Annotated in this window: 19 protein-coding genes; 13 read left to right on the forward strand and 6 right to left on the reverse strand. The window is 40.1% G+C overall.

Going from position 1 to position 19,211, the window contains the following annotated elements; all coding sequences use genetic code 11:
- Positions 1–47: 47 nt before the first annotated feature.
- On the reverse strand, positions 48–257 hold the full coding sequence (locus AC1TO8_RS10475; RefSeq protein ID WP_482055547.1) for a hypothetical protein: 210 nt from the start codon (positions 255–257) through the stop codon (positions 48–50).
- Between the two features lie 138 nt (positions 258–395).
- Here AC1TO8_RS10475 and AC1TO8_RS10480 point away from each other — a divergent pair, with 138 nt between their 5' ends.
- Both AC1TO8_RS10480 and sda read left to right on the forward strand, forming a co-directional pair.
- Entirely contained in the window at positions 396–1,058 is a 663-nt protein-coding gene (locus AC1TO8_RS10480; protein ID WP_482055674.1) for a YheC/YheD family protein, read from the forward strand.
- Positions 1,059–1,332: 274 nt separating this feature from the next.
- Positions 1,333–1,455 carry a sporulation histidine kinase inhibitor Sda gene (gene sda, locus AC1TO8_RS10485; RefSeq protein ID WP_482055675.1) on the forward strand — a complete coding sequence of 41 codons (123 nt, stop codon included), beginning with the start codon at positions 1,333–1,335 and terminating at the stop codon, positions 1,453–1,455.
- Positions 1,456–1,611: 156 nt separating this feature from the next.
- Here the strand turns inward: sda and AC1TO8_RS10490 are convergent, their stop codons facing one another.
- Positions 1,612–2,613, reverse strand: coding sequence for an NAD(P)/FAD-dependent oxidoreductase (locus AC1TO8_RS10490; RefSeq protein ID WP_482055548.1), 1,002 nt, complete (start codon positions 2,611–2,613; stop codon positions 1,612–1,614).
- Between the two features lie 329 nt (positions 2,614–2,942).
- On the opposite strand from AC1TO8_RS10490, the gene AC1TO8_RS10495 reads away from it, so the two are divergent.
- Positions 2,943–4,136, forward strand: a complete 1,194-nt coding sequence (locus AC1TO8_RS10495) for an NAD(P)/FAD-dependent oxidoreductase (RefSeq protein WP_482055549.1) — start codon at positions 2,943–2,945, stop codon at positions 4,134–4,136.
- Position 4,137: 1 nt separating this feature from the next.
- Positions 4,138–4,383: a hypothetical protein gene (locus AC1TO8_RS10500; protein WP_482055550.1), complete on the forward strand. Its 246-nt coding sequence runs from the start codon at positions 4,138–4,140 to the stop codon at positions 4,381–4,383.
- Positions 4,384–4,454: 71 nt separating this feature from the next.
- On the opposite strand, the gene hemQ is transcribed toward AC1TO8_RS10500, so the two are convergent.
- Positions 4,455–5,204: a hydrogen peroxide-dependent heme synthase gene (gene hemQ, locus AC1TO8_RS10505; RefSeq protein ID WP_482055551.1), complete on the reverse strand. Its 750-nt coding sequence runs from the start codon at positions 5,202–5,204 to the stop codon at positions 4,455–4,457.
- Between the two features lie 208 nt (positions 5,205–5,412).
- On the opposite strand from hemQ, the gene AC1TO8_RS10510 reads away from it, so the two are divergent.
- The 3 genes from AC1TO8_RS10510 to dnaI all read left to right on the forward strand — a co-directional run bounded on the left by AC1TO8_RS10510 (position 5,413) and on the right by dnaI (position 8,368).
- On the forward strand, positions 5,413–5,706 hold the full coding sequence (locus AC1TO8_RS10510; protein ID WP_482055552.1) for a YuiB family protein: 294 nt from the start codon (positions 5,413–5,415) through the stop codon (positions 5,704–5,706).
- A 156-nt stretch (positions 5,707–5,862) separates the two neighbouring features.
- The gene (locus AC1TO8_RS10515) at positions 5,863–7,371 is read left to right on the forward strand and encodes a DnaD domain protein (protein ID WP_482055553.1); all 1,509 of its coding nucleotides are present in this window, start codon (positions 5,863–5,865) and stop codon (positions 7,369–7,371) included.
- 43 nt (positions 7,372–7,414) lie between these two features.
- Positions 7,415–8,368, forward strand: a complete 954-nt coding sequence (gene dnaI / locus AC1TO8_RS10520) for a primosomal protein DnaI (protein ID WP_482055554.1) — start codon at positions 7,415–7,417, stop codon at positions 8,366–8,368.
- Positions 8,369–8,598: 230 nt separating this feature from the next.
- On the opposite strand, the gene AC1TO8_RS10525 is transcribed toward dnaI, so the two are convergent.
- The gene (locus AC1TO8_RS10525; RefSeq protein WP_482055555.1) at positions 8,599–8,757 is read right to left on the reverse strand and encodes a YqzM family protein; all 159 of its coding nucleotides are present in this window, start codon (positions 8,755–8,757) and stop codon (positions 8,599–8,601) included.
- Between the two features lie 232 nt (positions 8,758–8,989).
- Here AC1TO8_RS10525 and trxA point away from each other — a divergent pair, with 232 nt between their 5' ends.
- Together trxA and uvrC are read left to right on the forward strand one after the other, a co-directional pair.
- A complete protein-coding gene (gene trxA, locus AC1TO8_RS10530; protein WP_482055556.1) occupies positions 8,990–9,307 on the forward strand; it encodes a thioredoxin in 318 nt (105 codons plus the stop codon).
- 94 nt (positions 9,308–9,401) lie between these two features.
- Positions 9,402–11,291 (forward strand): excinuclease ABC subunit UvrC, encoded by a 1,890-nt coding sequence (gene uvrC, locus AC1TO8_RS10535; RefSeq protein ID WP_482055557.1) that lies wholly within the window; start codon positions 9,402–9,404, stop codon positions 11,289–11,291.
- On the opposite strand, the gene AC1TO8_RS10540 is transcribed toward uvrC, so the two are convergent.
- Entirely contained in the window at positions 11,263–12,903 is a 1,641-nt protein-coding gene (locus AC1TO8_RS10540; protein WP_482055558.1) for a CPBP family intramembrane glutamic endopeptidase, read from the reverse strand. The genes uvrC and AC1TO8_RS10540 overlap by 29 nt on opposite strands.
- A gap of 348 nt (positions 12,904–13,251) precedes the next feature.
- On the opposite strand from AC1TO8_RS10540, the gene AC1TO8_RS10545 reads away from it, so the two are divergent.
- Positions 13,252–14,592: a TrkH family potassium uptake protein gene (locus tag AC1TO8_RS10545; protein ID WP_482055559.1), complete on the forward strand. Its 1,341-nt coding sequence runs from the start codon at positions 13,252–13,254 to the stop codon at positions 14,590–14,592.
- A gap of 40 nt (positions 14,593–14,632) precedes the next feature.
- Entirely contained in the window at positions 14,633–15,301 is a 669-nt protein-coding gene (locus tag AC1TO8_RS10550) for a potassium channel family protein (protein WP_482055560.1), read from the forward strand.
- A gap of 230 nt (positions 15,302–15,531) precedes the next feature.
- On the opposite strand, the gene AC1TO8_RS10555 is transcribed toward AC1TO8_RS10550, so the two are convergent.
- The gene (locus tag AC1TO8_RS10555; RefSeq protein ID WP_482055561.1) at positions 15,532–16,437 is read right to left on the reverse strand and encodes a LysR family transcriptional regulator; all 906 of its coding nucleotides are present in this window, start codon (positions 16,435–16,437) and stop codon (positions 15,532–15,534) included.
- A gap of 299 nt (positions 16,438–16,736) precedes the next feature.
- On the opposite strand from AC1TO8_RS10555, the gene AC1TO8_RS10560 reads away from it, so the two are divergent.
- The gene (locus AC1TO8_RS10560) at positions 16,737–17,405 is read left to right on the forward strand and encodes a succinate dehydrogenase cytochrome b558 subunit (protein WP_482055562.1); all 669 of its coding nucleotides are present in this window, start codon (positions 16,737–16,739) and stop codon (positions 17,403–17,405) included.
- A 13-nt stretch (positions 17,406–17,418) separates the two neighbouring features.
- Positions 17,419–19,164 (forward strand): succinate dehydrogenase flavoprotein subunit, encoded by a 1,746-nt coding sequence (sdhA, locus tag AC1TO8_RS10565; protein WP_482055563.1) that lies wholly within the window; start codon positions 17,419–17,421, stop codon positions 19,162–19,164.
- Positions 19,165–19,211 lie beyond the last annotated feature (47 nt).

Raw genomic sequence — 19,211 nt, forward strand, 5'->3', positions numbered from 1 at the left:
CTCAATCAAGTGGCTTTTAGCTGTTTACTGCGCAGGTAACGGTCTTATCATATGTTCAAGAGAAATGTGTGATTGACCATCAATACGATCATAGTAGCGGCTACGATGGAAAAGGCGATGCAGCTCATTCCTAGTATACTTCGTTTGCTTTTAATGAACTTAAACCCAATGGCAAAAATCATTAAAGTAACTAATGCCAGGACTGCTGACATCCCAACAATTGCGATCCAATATAAAATTTCGAAAAACTGTGCCACAGTTTCATCTTCCTTCCCGTATCTTCATATCCATTTACACTTGATTATATCCGATTTAATAGTGTAAGCCAATCATCCAAGAATTATTGGCAACGTGGGAGTATGTTACTATATACCAGCCAGAAGGGATGGATGAAGATGGAAATAAGACAGTTGGCAAGCAAGTGGTTAAAGACGAAGGCACTATTGAGTAATCCTAGTGTCATAAAGTTTATTCCACTGACAAGGCACTTAACTGATTCTAACATGCGAAAGATGCTTCGTAGATTTGGAATGGTTGTTGTGAAGCCAGTTGTTGGTGGGGGTGGATATGGGGTCATACGAATAAGTGTTAGTGCGAAAGGGTATAAGCTAACACATCATTCACAAACTTTGAGTTTTTCGAGTTTTGACAATATGATGATAGCATTTCGCAAAATAAAAGCATCTAGACCCTACTTAATACAACAAGGAATCCGTCTGGCAACCATTAATGGGCGACCTATTGACTATCGGGTAAAGGTAGTTAAGTCAGGGGGGGAATGGATATTCCGTTCTATGGTAGGGCGTCTTGCAAAGCCAGGTCTGTTTGTTACGAATCTGAGTAAGGGAGGGACACTGCTTAGTTGCCACGAGGGATTACGTCGGTCCATGCCTAATAAATCGACCAAAGCTAAGCGTCAAGAAATGCGTCAACTGACAAGAGTGTGCACAACCATTATGGAGCGACATTTCCCGGGAATTGGTGAGCTCGGATTTGATTACGGGGTGGATATAAATGGCCGGATTTGGATTTTTGAAGTAAACACTCGTCCACAATAAGAACTATCGAAAAGTTGAGTCACGGACTTAATAGAGGGTAATTTAATAGAGTAGATAAAGAATAAAAAAATATTTTTCTTGGAAGTGAAAGGATTCTGCCCTGTGCATAACAATTGTCCACATTATCCACTGCTATTTGACAGTCTATTTGACTATTATCAACAAAATATACACAGGTTCTCCACAGTGCCCTGTGGATAAATAGAACGCTTGTTCTGCTATTGATTGTTTGATATGATAGTTTTAGGAAGAAATAGGAAAGGATATGGTTGTCATAGCTATATTAACGGATGAGATGTTGCTAGATTCCTATGAGCTGGCAGTTCAGTTAAAGCTAGAGCGTGATTTCATAAAGCTACTATTAGCTGAAATAAACAAACGTAATTTAGGTATTTAGGTAGTGATCGGTACTTATAAAGTTGGAGTTTCGGAGGTGTGCGTGCATTATTAACATACATGATTATGACAGACTAATAGAGGGTATCCACTTAACGATAAAGCATGTCCGTTAAGAAGGGATACCCTTAAAGCTGTTTATTTATAATAATGGAAGTTATAGCTTCATGTTACTGCTATGGCCTGGAGAGAGACGTGCTTCAGGATCAATATATACTTTGGCATTATTTACAGCTGTAGGAGCCTCGCCAAATCCTACGGCAATGAGTTTTAACTTCCCTAAATAAGTAGTAATATCTCCTGCTGCAAATATACCTGGGATATTAGTCTCCATTCGTGAATCTACAACAATTGAATTACTTTCGATGGTGATGCCCCATTCAGATATAGGTCCTAGAGAGGATATGAATCCGAAGTTAACAATAACCTCGTCTACTTCGATCTCTTGCGTTTCTTTTGTTTTAACATGTGAGAGGGTGACTCTTTCTATTGTGTTCTCTCCGTGAAGATCAGTGATTTCTGAAGGTGTAACTACATTTACTTTGGAAGACATTAAGTTCTCAACACTGTGTTCATGTGCACGGAACTTATCACGACGATGGACAAGAGTAACTTGTTCAGCAATAGGTTCTAGCATAAGTGCCCAGTCAACTGCGGAGTCACCGCCACCATTGATCAGTACCTTTTTACCTTTGAAAGCTTGAAGGTCATTCACAAAGTAATGAAGATTCGCCTTCTCGAAACGTTCTGCCCCCGGAACTTCTAGTCTGCGAGGTTCAAATGCGCCCACACCTGCTGTTATGATGACTGCCTTAGAATGATATTCACCTTGGTCAGTTGCAACAATGAAATGGCGTTCATCTACTTTAACGACAGAGATGACCTTTTCTTCAAGACGTAGAGTAGGCTTAAAGAGATCCAATTGCTGTTGTAGGTTATCTACAAGTTCTTGAGCTGTCACTTTAGGGAATCCAGCAACATCATAAATGTATTTCTCTGGATAAAGAGCAGCAAGTTGCCCACCAAGCTGAGGCATACTTTCGATAAGAGTTACGGACGCTTGACGCATACCACAATAAAATGCAGCAAACATACCAGCAGGTCCGCCCCCGATGATAATTATATCGGTCATTTCTTCGTTAATTGGTTCGGATGTCATTCGGTAAAGCACCTCCAAATAAATAGTTATTGTTTCATAATTGATCTTATTCATTATAATCTGATCGACAAGATAAGAAAAGTGTCGTCCTTTACAAATAAATCTTGATATTTACTTGCAAAATGGCTAGTATTTCTATGTATATGTGATGAGCTAGATCAATAATGAAACATACCTTTGATTATATCTTATAAAAGGTTTAGTATATATGTGATAAATATCTCATTTCTAGAATTGAAGTGTTTTATTATTGATATGTAAATTTTCACAACATAAGGTTTGAAAAGCTTGAAACTATATAAAGAGGAAAACTTGGAAGGAGTAGGATCATGAGCAACATTCCCAAAATTGTAATTCTAGGTGCTGGATACGGAGGAATCTTAACAGCGCAAAGACTACAAAAAGAATTAAAGTATAACGAGGCTGATGTTACGCTGGTAAATCGACATGACTATCACTACATCACAACACATCTGCATATGCCAGCTGCAGGGACAGATAGTATAGAGAATACACGCGTTTCAATTTCGAATTTAATTGATGAATTTAAGATTGATTTGGTGAAATCATCTGTACAAGAGATTCGTCCGCAAGAAAGAAAGATTATTCTTGAAGATGGTACGCTTTCTTATGATTATCTTATCATCGCATTGGGAGGAGAGCCTGAAAGTTTCGGTATTCCTGGGCTTGCTGAACATGCGATGTCCATTCGAAGCATCAACTCGGTCCGCCTGATACGCAAACATATTGAATATCAATTTGCACAATATAAGAATGAGAAGAACGCACAAGAACGCATTAATTTCGTAGTTGGGGGAGCTGGATTCAGTGGTATTGAATTCGTAGCTGAGCTAGCTGATCGTATTCCGAAGCTTTGTAAAGAATATGATGTGGAACCTAATCTTGTGAATATTTATAATGTTGAAGCAGCTCCAACTGCATTGCCAGGGTTTGCTCCCGAATTAGTGGAGTACGCTATGGAAGTACTTAGAAGTAAAGGTGTAACGTTCAAAATGGGCGTAGCCATCAAGGAATGTACAACCGAAGGAGTTCTTCTTGCAACAGGTGAAGAGATCAAAGCTTCTACTGTTGTATGGACGGGTGGAATTCGTGGGAATCATATGATCGAAGCTGCAGGCTTCGAGACGATGAGGGGTCGGGTCAAAGTTGATGAGCAATTACGCGTCCCAGGTAGTGAAAATGTATTTATCATTGGAGACAACTCACTTGTGTTCAATCCAGAAGGTCGCCCATATCCACCAACTGCACAAATAGCGATGCAACAAGGTGTGTGTTGTGCACAGAACGTGGTAGCTACGATACGTAAGCAACCGCTGAAGAAATTCAATTATAGTAATAAGGGTACAGTCGCTTCTCTAGGTAAAGGTGAGGGGATTGCAATTGTAGGTAACAAGACTTATAAGGGCTGGATCGCAGCTCAACTGAAGAAAATTGTAGACATGAGATATCTATTAACTATCGGCGGCATTGGACTTGCGCTGAAAAAGGGAAGATTCTTATAGGATGAGACATTGCAGCGTTCAAGTTCGTGGGTTACTTACGAGGGATGAATTGGATCGTTATAATGCACTGATGGAAGTTGGATCTTACTTAGAATCACAAGATGCTTACGATATGGCTTATACGGTTCAGAAGGAAGTTGATATTCTGATTCTACCAGCTATTGAAAGGCTCAAGGAGAAAGGTCGTGCTCGTGATGCAGCTACGGCGGAATATCTGAATTCTAGGAAAGAAACAACGCAAGAATAACAAGAAGAAAAGGATTTGTCACCCGTTCATTGGTGTGACAAATCCTTTTTTTATAATGAAGTAATTAAAGCTTATAATTTAAGCATATCTTGGAAAGATTGCTCGTTCTGCAGACTACCTACATAGAATGCTCCAAATTCGCCATAGCGAGCACTAACTTCATCGAAACGCATTTCGTAGACAAGTTTCTTGAATTGGAGAGCGTCATCGGCGAACAAAGTGACTCCCCACTCCCAGTCATCAAGTCCAACGGATCCAGTGATGATCTGTTTCACTTTACCAGCGTAGCTGCGACCGATCAAACCATGGCTACGCATTAATGTGCGACGTTCCTCCATGCTGAGCATGTACCAGTTATCTCCGAGATCGCGTTTCTTGTTCATTGGATAGAAACAGATATATTTATTTTTTGGAAGAATAGGTTTAAGTCGTGCGACGACTTCCGGACTATCCATAGGGTTACCGCCATTTGCACTAGCCATATAATTGCTGAGTTCAACAACACTGACGTAGGAATAAGCTTTGGTCGTGTATTTAGCAAACATTGTTTTATTAAATGCCGTTTCGACAGCATTTAAATCTTCTAGTGTTTCGCGTAGGTGCATAAAAATAAAATCAGCCTTCTGACCGACAATGGAGTACACAGTACTACTCCCTTTTTGAGCAGATTCTACATGAGTCCACTCTTGCAGAAATGCATGAAGTTCATCTAGTGCCATGGCACGGTCTTCGTCATCAGCAGATTTCCAGGCAGCCCAATCTATGGAACGTAAATCATGAAGAGAATACCATCCTTCAAGGGTTTGTGCGACTTCACTCATATGATCAATCACTCCTAATTTTGGTAACATCCTATTACAATAATTATATTGTATCTCAAGTGGAAGCCATTGAGCAAACGATGTCACAATCAATTCACGCAATGTTCATTGCTTCGTGACAATTTATTTAGTAAACTAGCTACTAGCTAGTCTTTTGGTGATGTTTTTAATTGAATAGTTGATATGAAGAAGAGGTGAGCTAAACCAAGTGGGATTTATACCTATGATCGTATTGATGGTGTTGTTCTTTGTAATGATGTTCGGCATTGGCTTTATTCTTAATATGTTAATGAAGACAACGTGGTTTCCTTGTTATTTATTCATTATCGTGATCTTGCCCGTTGTTCTATATTCTATGTGGGATCACAGTATGTCCTTTTGGACTCATCTTAGTTCGTTTCATATAGGAGACTATCTTACGGGGATTGCTGGTTTAGTAGGGGCCTATGTTAGTGGTTGGGCGATCAAGAAGTTGCGTCAAGGTGGATATACCATGTTTTGAATATGTGTCCTTATAAGCGGTCCTTCCTTGCGGAGGGGCTGTTTTTCTATATATGGAAAATGATGTAATTTAAATAATAAACATGGAATACGTCGAATGCACTATTGAAATTATGATAGAATAGAAGAAGTGTACGTAATGAGTGGGAGGTAAACAATGCGCATAAAGAGTCTTCTACATTATACTGAGAACCATCTATACTATGTGTATCGTAATTTTAGTTTAAGCAGCTTGGATGAAAGAATGCTAAGTTGTATCTATCAACCGATGGTTGGTGCATTCGCTATTAGTTTCTATCGTCTGCTGTTTCAACAAATACCTGTAGAGAAGATAGGTTATTCCAATATAGATCAACAACGCCACCTGTTTTTAACACTGGGGATGGATCCTAGTGAGGCGGGGCGCAAAGTTCTTATAGAACAAGCTTCGAAGCTTGAAGCGGTAGGTCTTTTACAAACAAGTCGTATTTATATACCAGATAATGATGATTATATGTACGAGTATGAATTGGCAGCCCCATTATCACCGTCTGATTTTTTTAATACGCAGCACTTAACACTTTTATTACGCGATAAGATTGGTAAGTTTGCGGTTCTTTCTTTACGTGAGGAACTGTGGGCCAAAGAACCTGAAGAATGGTCAGGAGCTACGCACAATAAAGAGAATATTTCGGTGCCCTTTTATGAAATCTTTGAATTAAACACACATGTGATAGATTATGAATTGGAGCAAGCACTATCTGAAGTTTCTACCACAAGACAATCGGTTCTACAGGCAGGCGATGAAAGTAACGGTCTGAACTATGCTGATATCATTCTTCGTTTTCCGAAAGAATCTGACAATCGCCAGTATGTCGAGAAGCTTCGTTTCAACTTTGAACAAATGGGCATTGTGAATTACGTTGTCAATAAATATGATCTGAGTGTTCAGGATTTATGTCGTCTTCTTGATGAAGATGGAATATTTACTGTACAGGGGGATATCAAACTGGATGAATTACAACATCAGGCTAATTTACATTTTCGCCAAGGAAAGAAAAGACAAGAACAACGAGAAGTTCAAGCAGGTAAAATAATATCTATTCGTCAAGCGCAAGAAACATCTACAGCGTCCCTTCAAATGGAACATGCTGTGCAGATGGAGTATTATGTTGAAGTTCCGATGCAATTTAAGTCTAAATGTGATATACATCAGTATAATATGATGCTTCGAAATGAACCATATACTAAATTACTAAAGACGCTATTTCCTGGTTCTGTGCCGGATAACTTCGTAGATATATTTGAAAAGATTGATCTGAGTTATAAGCTTCCTGGAGAAGTTATTAATATACTCATTCACTATTTGATCTCACTATTGGCTTCAGGTGGTGATCAGCGTATTAATCGTAATTTTGTAGAGGCTATCGCATCGAATATGTTGTTGAAGCAGATTGATACCTATGAGAAGGCAGTGCAGTACATTAAAGATCAGTCCAAGGTGAAAGGTAAGCAGGCGCAAGCCTCAGGTAACACACGAAGTCGGACATATGGCAAAACTACGAAGGTGAAGCCGGAAATTCCTGTAGCTCTGGATAACAGTCCGGCTGAAGAAGTGTCAGAAGCACAGTTTGAAGAAATGATGAAGATGGCTGCCGAAATTCAAGCGAATAAGAAACAAGGCTAAATCCGAATAGAGTATTAAATAATCATTTTAAGGGGGATAAGGGATGGAGTCTTTAGGTGAACTTCTCAAGCAGATGAAGAACCCTTCTTTCCGTCGTCAGCAACAGGAGCTAGAAGAAGAACTGTTTAATCATCCGCGGATTAAGGAGTTACGTATACTTCATCCTGAATTAGATGATGCTAAGCTACGTCTCAATATGAGTCGTTTATATCAGTATGTTGGTGATAAGCGTAACTGTGATAAATGTCCCGGACTTGCTAAATGTCCCAATGACTTTCAAGGCCATTTCACTAAACTTGAGGTGCAAACAATCAATGGAGTGGCAGAGTTAAATGAACGGAAGGCCCCCTGCGCACTCTATGTCACTAAACAACATGAGGATCAAGTGAAGAAACGTATTCAGAGTTTTTATGTGGATGAGCGGGCATTGAATGAGGGGTATAAAGAAGTAGAGATTATGGGCAAGGATCGTTTGCGTGCACCTGCAGTACAACAGGTGTTTCAATATATTAGCGAGACTAAGGAGAATGGATTATCCATACGTGGATTGTATCTCTATGGTTCATTTGGAACTGGGAAGACATTTCTTATGAGCTACATGCTGCACGAATTAGCGATTGCGGGCTTCACTGGTGTTATAGTCTATATGCCGGAGTTCGTGGAGGATTTGAAATCGTTAATGATGGATAATGTAAAGCTTAAGGAAACAACTGAAATGATGAAGAATTGTGATTTGCTTATTTTTGATGATATTGGTGCGGAGAATTTGAATCCATGGGCTCGCGACCATATCATGGGATCTATTCTAAATTATCGAATGAATCGCAAACCAACATTTTATACTTCGAATTACAACCTCGAGAGTCTAGAGAAGCATCTCAGCTTTACGAATAAGGATGGGGAAGAAGGATATAAAGGGCAACGTTTAATGGATCGAATTGCGCCTTTCGTTGATGTAGTGAACTTACATGGAGAGAACCATCGTGGCAATCGATAAATGAAACAAGCTGAAACGGCTGCGCCGTCCTTTTGAAGGGGTTCATGCTTCCGATGCTAGCGATACTTCGTATCGCTTTAAGGTTTCCGTCTCTGCCGAAATATAAGAAATGGAGTATGAAGTGAAACTTATACTTTCTTATATTTTTACAAAAAGGGGCTGACTCGCTAGGTCAGAGTTAAGACCTTTCGGGACAGCCCCTTCCTGTATTGTCCTAACATGAGCTACGATTAGCCAACGACAATGAACTTGATAATAACCATACCGAAGAATAGAACGGTCATGAGTAGGAACATACCACCAAAGCCAGCCATTAAATCGCCCAAATCATCACGTGGCTCTTCATTGATATGTTCACGTGGATCTTTGAAATGCACATTTGCTTCCATGATCAAATCCTCCTCATAAAGATCACTTTTTTTGCACATGATAATAATCATAGACAAATAGACCTAACTTACTTCAAGTATACTCAATACTAAAAGAACTTGTAAAGAATATCTAGAAAAAGTGAGTGTGGGCATTTCGCATTGCTAATTAAAATGTGCTATACTTAGAACTGTCCTCAAAGACATATCAGTTTAAATTCATGGAACTTTCCTAAATTAAGGAGGAAATATAATGGCTATTGTTAATGTATCTGATCAATCCTTTTCCGGAGAAGTAGAAGGTCAAGGAATAGTATTAGTAGATTTCTGGGCACCTTGGTGTGGTCCTTGTAAGATGATCGCTCCTATTCTGGATGAACTATCCACTGATTTAGGTGATAGTGTCAAGATCGCTAAAGTGAATGTGGATGAGAATCCAGAAACAGCATCTCGTTTCGGTGTCATGAGTATCCCAACTTTGATTGTCTTCAAAGATGGTCAACCGGTAGATAAAGTGGTTGGATTGAACTCGAAGGAAGCATTAAAGAACATGATCACCAAACACCAATAAGAATGATGTTATATTCTAAGCGTCTCCGGATTCCGGGGGCGCTTTATTACAATGCGATGATGATAAGAGGTCTGAAGGGAGGAAATGAGAGTAAATGGAGCACCAGATCCATTCTGAACAAGAGAAAGAGAAAGCTCAAATTCATATCAGAAATAAATTAGCCTTGTTACCGGATCTTCCTGGATGCTATTTGATGAAGAATAGCGAAGGAACTATTATCTACGTGGGTAAAGCTAAAGTGCTTAAGAATCGGGTTCGCTCTTATTTTACAGGGAGTCATAATGCAAAAACCCAACTGTTAGTATCTGATATTCGAGATTTCGAATATATCGTTACAAGGAGTAATATAGAGGCGCTTATTTTGGAGTGCAATCTGATTAAGGAACATCAACCCCGATATAATGTTTTGCTAAAAGATGATAAGACATTCCCCTATATAAAGATTACAAATGAGTTACACCCTCGCTTGGAAGTGACACGTCGTGTACTGAAGGATAAAGGAAAGTATTTCGGACCTTATCCGAATGCCTATGCGGCGCAGCAGACAAAGAGGCTTCTTGATCGTATGTATCCCCTTCGTAAATGTAGCTCGAAGCAGAAGGAACCATGTCTCTATTATCATATGGGACAGTGCTTAGCGTGTGGCACAGATGAGGTGCTTCAAGCGACATATGATGAGATTATACAAGAAATTAGCTCTTTTCTAAATGGTGGGCATGAAGTCATAAGGAAGGAACTGCAGCGTAAGATGCTTGAAGCTTCCGAGGAACTATATTTCGAACGTGCGCAAGAGTTTCGTGATCAGATTATTAGTATAGATACGATTATGGAGAAACAGAAAATTACAACTTCGGACGCAAGAGATCGAGATGTACTCGCATTTGCTGTAGATAAGGGCTGGATGTGTGTTCAGATTCTTTATATGCGCCAAGGGAAGATGATTCACCGCCATGCTTCGGTCTTTCCGTTCTATGGGGAAGCCTACAGTGACTTTATGACTTATGTTACGCAATATTACTTGGACAATCCGGCATTACCACAAGAGATTCTACTCCCTGACATACAGCGGGAGGAACTTGACATAGAGGCTACAAGTGAGGTTATTGCCCCTTTATTAGCAGGGAGTTTGGATGCTAGCAACGTTGTTTCATCCCTTCAGGAGTGGTTAGGAATTAAAGTATATGTACCACAGCGTGGGATGAAGAAGCACTTAATAGACATGGCGATTGAGAATGCGAAGGTTGCTTTAGATGAGAAATTCAGACTTATTGAACGTGACGAAGAGAGAACATCTATAGCGGCTGCTAATTTAGGTCAAGCGATAGGAATTGATTCACTACACCGAATAGAAGCTTTCGATAATTCTAATATTCAAGGAACGAATCCTGTATCTGCCATGATTGTATTTATTGATGGTAAGCCTGAGAAGAAAGAATATAGAAAGTACAAAATTCGTACGGTTGCGGGTCCAGATGATTACAATACGATGCGTGAGGTCATTCGTCGTCGCTATGAGCGTGTGTTGAAGGAGAACTTGGAAATGCCAGACCTCATCGTAGTAGATGGCGGAAAAGGGCAAATCTCGGTCGCTGTGGATGTGTTACAGAATGAATTAGGATTATTTATACCTGTGTGTGGGCTAGTGAAGGACGTGAAGCACAGAACTTCTCAGCTAATGATTGGTGACCCGGCTGAGACGATTCAGCTTCCACGCGATAGCCAGGAATTCTATCTTTTACAGAGGATTCAAGATGAGGTCCATCGCTTTGCCATTACCTTTCATCGTGAACAAAGAGGTAAATCGATGGTTACTTCACAACTCGATGCTATTCCCGGAGTGGGGGATAAGCGTCGTAAGCTTCTGCTGAAGCATTTCGGTTCACTCAAAAAAATAAGAGAGGCCAGTGTCGAAGACTTCCGGTCTCTCTCGATAGGCGAGAAGCTCGCCTCACAAATTATTGCAGCACTTCAGGAGGAGTCATAACATAAGGCTTCTCTTTTTTTCTGGAACGAAACATGTAAATGAGATAAGCGACGATGAATGGCATGATCATAGAAACAATTCCAGCTATGATATTGGTAGTGTCCCCTAGCATGAGTAGGCTCAATCCCATAAGGATGCTATTGAATACAACATGACTGAACATGACAGCGATATAGCCATAGCGTAAAAAGACGAAACTGAACAGTAATCCGATGATAATAAGCTCTATTGGCCGTGAAATAACGGGATAAATAGGATAAAGTGTATGACCGAATGCCCAGATGATGGATGGAATCAGGCAGGCTACAAAGGTATTTTTAACAAGCTTCTTCATCATCTTTATGCCGAATAAACGATAAACAGCTTCCTCAGAAATTCCAGCCACCCATGCTAATAATGGCAACATCCAAGGGTAGATCATGTTAATGGGAGACTGTGTTGCGTCTGTCGTGGACCAACTATGGATCGTTAGATCTAAAGTGAAATAAATAATGGATTGTATTCCTAACAATATTAATGCCCATAAGTATCCAACGAACATGCTATGAAGTACATAATGTCCATAACCTGTTTCTTTCCAGCGTGGCCAAGGATTCAGATTGGCTTCCTTTCTCCATAAGCCATCTCCGCCGACAAGTGAGAAGTACAATAAGGCAGCCATAACTAAAGTGAGAGCCCCTTGCACGATCAATCCGATGATCAGAGCAATACCTGTAACCCCTTGCGCTTCCAATGCGGGTAACATATTTAGTGTGCTCAACATCGATACAATGAAGTAGAAGGAACTCAGGAATATACCTCTTACAAAAGAAGTATGCCTTCTAGTTAATGCACTATAAACGATAGCGAGTACACCTAGTACCAGAGTCAGAAACCCATATCCAAGGAAAGTCATCCAGAGTGCTTTCGTGCGTTCGTTGTTCACATAGGAAGAATGCTCTTCTGGAACTGAAAATGAAGGTTGGAAGGATTGTATTACTTCAGAGCCGAAGGTGAAGTTAAACTGTAGTTCAGCCTCACCAATCATCGTGGAAGAATCAGCATACGTGAGGTGAGAATCTTCATTCGGAACGATGTGGAAATCACTTGGATTATAGCCTGATTTACTCAACCATTGTACAGCAAGAGCCTCTTGATCTCTTGGGTTCATGGGAACTTCCATAGATGGTGCAGTAAGAGATTTCACCTGAGCAAAGGCTACGATTTCACCTGTGTTCATATGTATATCAATATTGAAAAATGTATTTGAATCGACTTCCTTTAGACGGACGCGATATACGTCGTATGGATATTTACTTGCAAAAGTCTCATCATATTTCTTTACGAGTTTCTCTTTAGCAAGATAACCATATAATTCTGAATGAGATTGATATGTGACGAGACTTTCTTGAGAAGATGCTACTTCAAGTTGAAGTTGTGACTCAGCATATTGTGTTGCAACTACTCTTGCTTGTTCCTTACTAATTAAATCCCTGCTCTGCTGCTCCAATGTATCTGAAGCTGTACTAGGAAAAACTTGCACAATCATGAATAGAAGCAGACCGATAGCTGCGCAGATACTCAAAATCTTATAATTAGCTTTCAGTTTCAAAGGTTGCCCTAACGAATTCATTTATTTCCCTCCCAAATTTTTATGTAGCCATTAGAATAACGTAAACATAGCATAGGTTCAAGTTGTTAATCCAGTAACTGTAAAATGAAAATGCGAAAACATGTTAAAAGCGAAGATAATAACATATAAACAGAGAGAATAACCCTTGGAGGACGCCCCTTATCCTCTTTTAACGTTATATTCAATCATTTATACGAAAAGGAACTTTGTACAGTTTCTAAATAAGGATTATAATCGTGATGCAAATAAATAATGCGCCGAATTTTCATATGAAATACGGTGGAACCAACCCGAGAGGCATCGGATTTCCAGTGTCTTTTTTTGTTGGTCTTTTAAGGGGTGAACGTGTTGAAGTTAAAGTTGAGTTGGATTAAATTAGCCCCTCCGCAAATTCTAGTATTGGGTTTCGCCAGTATTATTATGTTAGGAGCTTTGTTACTCACGTTACCTATCTCTAATACAACAGGAAAGCCGCTAGCTTTTATTGATGCATTATTTACGGCTACATCGGCTACATGTGTAACTGGTTTGGTAGTTAAGGATACAGGAATATTTTTTAGTACATTTGGTCAAATTGTCATTGTTGCACTCATTCAAGTGGGTGGTCTTGGCTTTATGACGATGGCGACGATGTTCTCATTAGCTCTAAAAAGGAAGATTTCGCTTCGGGATCGATTACTACTGCAAGAAGCGATGAATCAGAATACAATGGAAGGTATAGTACGTTTGATTCGAAAAGTATTATTGTTTTCCTTCGTGATAGAAGGAACTGCAGCAATTGTGTTGACTAGTCGTTGGGCATTTGACATGCCTTTTGGAAAAGCTTTATACTTTGGTATTTTTCATGCGATCTCGATGTTTAACAATGCTGGTTTCGATCTATTTGGTCATTTCCACAGCCTCACAGGTTCTGTATATGACCCTATAGTTAATTTTGTAGTTATGTTCCTGATTGTGTCAGGTGGGATTGGATTTATTGTATTATCTGATATAGTAGATTTTCGAAGAACACGCAGATTATCACTGCACTCTAAAGTTGTGCTGTCCATGACAACATTCTTGATCTTATTCGGAGCGATCATTATATATGTTTTCGAATTTACAAATACCAAAACGTTGGGATCGCTGCATGGAGGAGGAAAGATCCTCAGTTCCTTTTTTCAATCAGTCTCGACACGTACAGCTGGAGCGAACACGATTGCTATTGGGGATATGCGACAGGCCTCTCAATTTTTCATGGTTATACTTATGTTCATTGGTGCTTCACCAGGATCCACTGGAGGTGGGATCAAGACGACGACGTTTACAATTATTATTGGAGCCGTTATCGCAATGTTACGTGGTCGAGATGATATTGTGATGTTCCGTTACCGTCTTGCGCAAGAACGGATATTCAAAGCTCTGACGATTACAATACTTTCACTTTTGCTTGTCATAGCTGTAGTCATGGTACTCTCTACGACAGAAGACAGTAGCTTTTTGATGATATTATTTGAGACTACATCTGCCTTCGGTACGGTAGGGCTCTCCATGGGGTTAACGACGGACTTAAGTTTTACGGGCAAAATCCTCATTATCTTTACGATGTTTGCTGGTCGTCTAGGACTGATTACACTTGCTTATGCACTAGGACCGAAGAAAGGAAAAGAATTATACCGTCATCCTGAGGGTAAAGTGATCATTGGATAAATGAGAAATTGAAGTATGAAAAAGGGGCATTGGGATAAAAATGAAAAAGAAGCAGTTTGTTGTTATTGGGTTAGGCCGGTTTGGATCGGCAGTAGCACTTGAACTTATTGCACTAAATTATGAAGTGCTAGGTATTGATAGAAATGAAGAAATTGTAAGTAATATGAGTGAATTACTCACTTACGCTGTTGTAGCCGATGCATCAGATGAAGAAGTACTGAAATCGTTAGGTGTTCGTAATTTTGATTGTGGGATTGTAGCCATTGGAGACGATATTCAAATGAGTATTCTTGCGACCATCATCTTAAAAGACTTAGGGGTGACCACTGTCATAGCTAAAGCGATATCTGTTCTGCATGGGAGAGCACTTGAGAAGCTTGGCGTAGATCGAATTATTTATCCCGAGCGGGATATGGGCATCCGGGTGGCACACCAATTGGTCACTCCCAATCTGTTGGATTATATTGAGCTTTCGAAAGATTATAGCATTGTCGAGATTAAAGTACCGGTTCGGCTTGATGGAAAGACATTGGCAGAAATAAATACGCGTGTGAGATTTAGCTGCAGTATCGTAGCCTTGCATAGAGCAAATGGAATTATTATAGCTCCTACCGCTATGGATCAGCTTCGGACTGATGATATTATGGTCATTATTGGATCTAACGAGAACATAGCACAATTGGAGAATGAACTAATGATCGACAATTAAATGGATTGGGATGAACCCAGAATCTGATGTAATGGATTCTGGGTTTATTTAGAGGAAGTTCAAAAAGTCATCTTTTGATCACGAAGTATAACAGGAGGCGTATTCGACGTCGAAGATTGAATTCAGCCGGTCCTTCCGGTGCTCACGTAGGTACTGCCTACGCTCCGCTCCTCACTCCCTTGCTTCATCCAATCTTCTTGGTGCTGAAAATCTGACTTTTTGAACTCGCACTATTGATATAGGATAGATGAGTTGAATAATGATGTCGTTTCTTCGGTCCATTGTTGGGCGGCTTTACTTAGCTCCGAATAATCCCCGTAAATTAAGGAAGTAGTCCGTCGAGTCTCTTTGAGATCGGGGATATGGATAAGTATTAGTTCATTGTCATCAAGTAATCTTTGATGTAAATAAGATTTGGGAAGTAGTGTTACAGCCTTACAAGTCGGTAGTAAGCGAACAATGGCTTCGAAAGAATCGATCTCCATCCGAATATCCGGAATGATTCCCGTACTTTGAAATAGCTCGTCTGTTAATTTGCGATACCATGTTCCGCTGGAGAAGATAATCATCGGTATTCCTTGCAAATGATTCATGTTGACCTCAGTCAGTTCAGCTAGAGGATGGTTTCTCGGAAGAACTAATTCCAAATGGTCATCAAATAATGGGATGCAGGTTAGACCTGGTTCATATATAGAAGAAGCAACAATCCCTACGTCAATCTTCTTCTCGCGAAGTGCGGAGACGATCTCGTGAGTTCTCCCTGTAACCACTTTGATTTCAGCTGTCGGATACTTTACCATAAATGTATTTATTAATGGCGGAAGAGTAGTTTGGAGAGTCGTTAGACTGGCTCCGAGAGTGACAGAGATTTGGCTTCCATCTTGATGTTGGGAAATAGTTCTCAGAAATTTCCTTTGTTGCTTACCTTGTTCCTGGGCAAAGACATAGGTTAAATGTCCGATGGAGGTTAACTCTAATCGTTTGCCGCGTCGATGGAAAAGCTTGACCCCAAGATCGCTCTCCAATTTTGCGATTTTGCGTGATAAAGCAGGTTGAGAGATATTAAGTAGTTTGGAAGCCTTATTAAGGCTGGATTGTTCCACGACAATTGCAAATACATCTAATGATTCAAACATAGTACACCTCCCTGATTAAAATATAAGAAAGCATAAGCTTTTTTGAAAAAAGACGGCATAGCTGTTTCTACTTGTTTATATATTAGCATATGCGTTTTAGTTATAACTAATAATACTTATATTGCAATTCCATTATAAGATGAAATGGAGTAACATGAAAAGTGCCACAAGATGTTCACAAAATAGGGAGATGAATAGAGGTTTTATAGCAATCTCTGTGGATTATGTCATGTTTTAATGTGGTTTTATAATAAACTATGAATTGAAAACGCTGTTATGGAAAGGGGAATACTCGTCATATGAAAGGGTATTATGCCAGAAAGATTCACTCGTTACTCGGGGTTATTCCATTAAGTTTCTTTTTACTGGAGCATCTAGTGACGAACTTCGGTGCATTTGAAGGAGGACTTGAACAATTTAATGAGGGAGTTGCCTTCCTAAATGGCTTGCCATTTGTATTCTTCATGGAGATGTTTCTCATTTGGTTACCACTACTCTATCATGGGGTGTTTGGCTTATATATTGCTTATCAGTCCACACCTAACGTAGGTTCATACAAGTATGAGCGTAACTGGAGATACACGTTACAACGAATTACAGGCGTACTTACATTCATGTTCGTTATTTGGCATGTATATGAAACTCGGGTGCAAGTAGCTCTTGGAAATGTTACACATGAAGAACTGGGAGGCATCATTCATGCCGTTGTAATGAACCCTATTACCTTCACATTATATCTAATCGGTGTTCTATCTACAGCTTTTCACTTCTCCAATGGCATTTGGTCTTTCCTTGTAAGTTGGGGAATTACTGTGGGTCCACGTTCTCAACGTGTATCATCAATGATGTGTATGGGGCTATTTGCTATCGTATCAGTACTGTTCGTATTGTCACTTATTGCCTTCCGTAATGTTGAATTTGCGAGTGCAATAGATGTTATTGGATCATTAAAGACAGTCTTAAGTTAAGGGGTGCTCAATTATGGCAACAACAAATATTATTATTGTGGGCGGTGGATTAGCTGGGTTGATGGCAACCATTAAAGCAGCTGAATCAGGGACTCACGTACACTTATTCTCATTAGTTCCAGTTAAGAGATCACACTCTGTATGTGCGCAAGGCGGAATTAATGGAGCGGTTAATACGAAAGGGGAAGGCGATTCTCCTTGGGAGCATTTCGATGACACTGTTTATGGTGGAGATTTTCTAGCGAATCAACCTCCTGTCAAGGCGATGTGTGATGCAGCACCGGGTATTATTCATCTCATGGACCGGATGGGTGTAATGTTCAATCGTACTCCAGAGGGATTACTTGATTTCCGTCGCTTTGGGGGTACCAAATATCACCGGACAGCGTTTGCAGGAGCAACAACGGGTCAGCAGTTGTTATACGCATTGGATGAGCAGGTACGTCGGTATGAGGCAGACGGATTAGTTACTAAGCATGAGAATTGGGAATTTCTATCTGCAGTTATTGATGATGAAGGTATATGTCGGGGAATATGTGCACAAGACCTGAAGAACATGGAAGTTCATACTTTCGTTGCTGATGCGGTGATATTGGCAAGTGGTGGTCCAGGTATCATATTCGGTAAAACAACGAACTCTGTCATTAATACGGGTACAGCGGCAAGTGCTGTTTATCAGCAAGGTGCCTATTACGCTAATGGTGAGTTCATTCAGATTCACCCGACAGCTATCCCAGGGGATGACAAGTTACGTTTAATGTCAGAATCTGCACGTGGGGAAGGCGGACGAATCTGGACATATAAGGATGGAAAGCCTTGGTATTTCTTAGAAGAGAAGTATCCTGCTTATGGGAATTTGGTTCCACGCGATATTGCGACACGGGAAATATTCGATGTGTGTGTCAATCAGGGTCTTGGGGTAAATGGAGAGAATATGGTATATCTTGACCTTTCTCACAAGGATCCAAAGGAATTAGATGTGAAATTAGGCGGTATTATTGAGATATATGAGAAATTCATGGGGGATGATCCTCGGAAAATTCCTATGAAAATATTCCCTGCGGTCCATTATTCTATGGGTGGAATATGGGTTGATTACAATCAAATGACGAATATTCCAGGACTGTTTGCTGCTGGAGAATGTGAATATCAGTATCACGGTGCGAACCGCTTAGGAGCTAATTCACTCGTATCTGCAATATATGGTGGTATGATTTCTGGACCGAAGGCAGTCGAATATATTAAGGGCTTGAAGAAGAAAGCGGAAGATGTTCCTTCCTCTTTATTTGAGCGTTATAAGAAAGAACAGACGGATATATATGAGAATCTGCTCGCGATGGATGGAACAGAGAATCCTTACGTCATCCATAAAGAGCTAGGCGAATGGATGACGAATAACATGACTGTTGTTCGCTATAATGACAAGCTTGAGGCTACTATTGAGAAGATTAAAGAATTGAAGCTACGCTATAAGAATATCAATATGAGTGATAAATCTCGTTGGAACAATCCAAGTGTGGCGTTTACCCGTCAACTATGGAATATGCTTGAGCTTGCTCAGGCAATGACACTAGGTGCACTAATGCGTGATGAAAGTCGTGGTGCTCACTATAAGCCGGATTACCCGGAGCGTAATGACGAGCGGTTCCTGAAGACAACCAAAGCGAAATGGACGCCTGAAGGTCCGCAGATCTCATACGATGAGATCGATGTATCTTTAATCCCACCGCGAATTCGCGACTATTCGAAAGAAAAGTAGAGCTTATGCCTTCGATGTATGTTTGTACGAACGACGTACATCAAGTA

It is taken from the genome of Paenibacillus sp. Y859 (genome assembly GCF_056786405.1).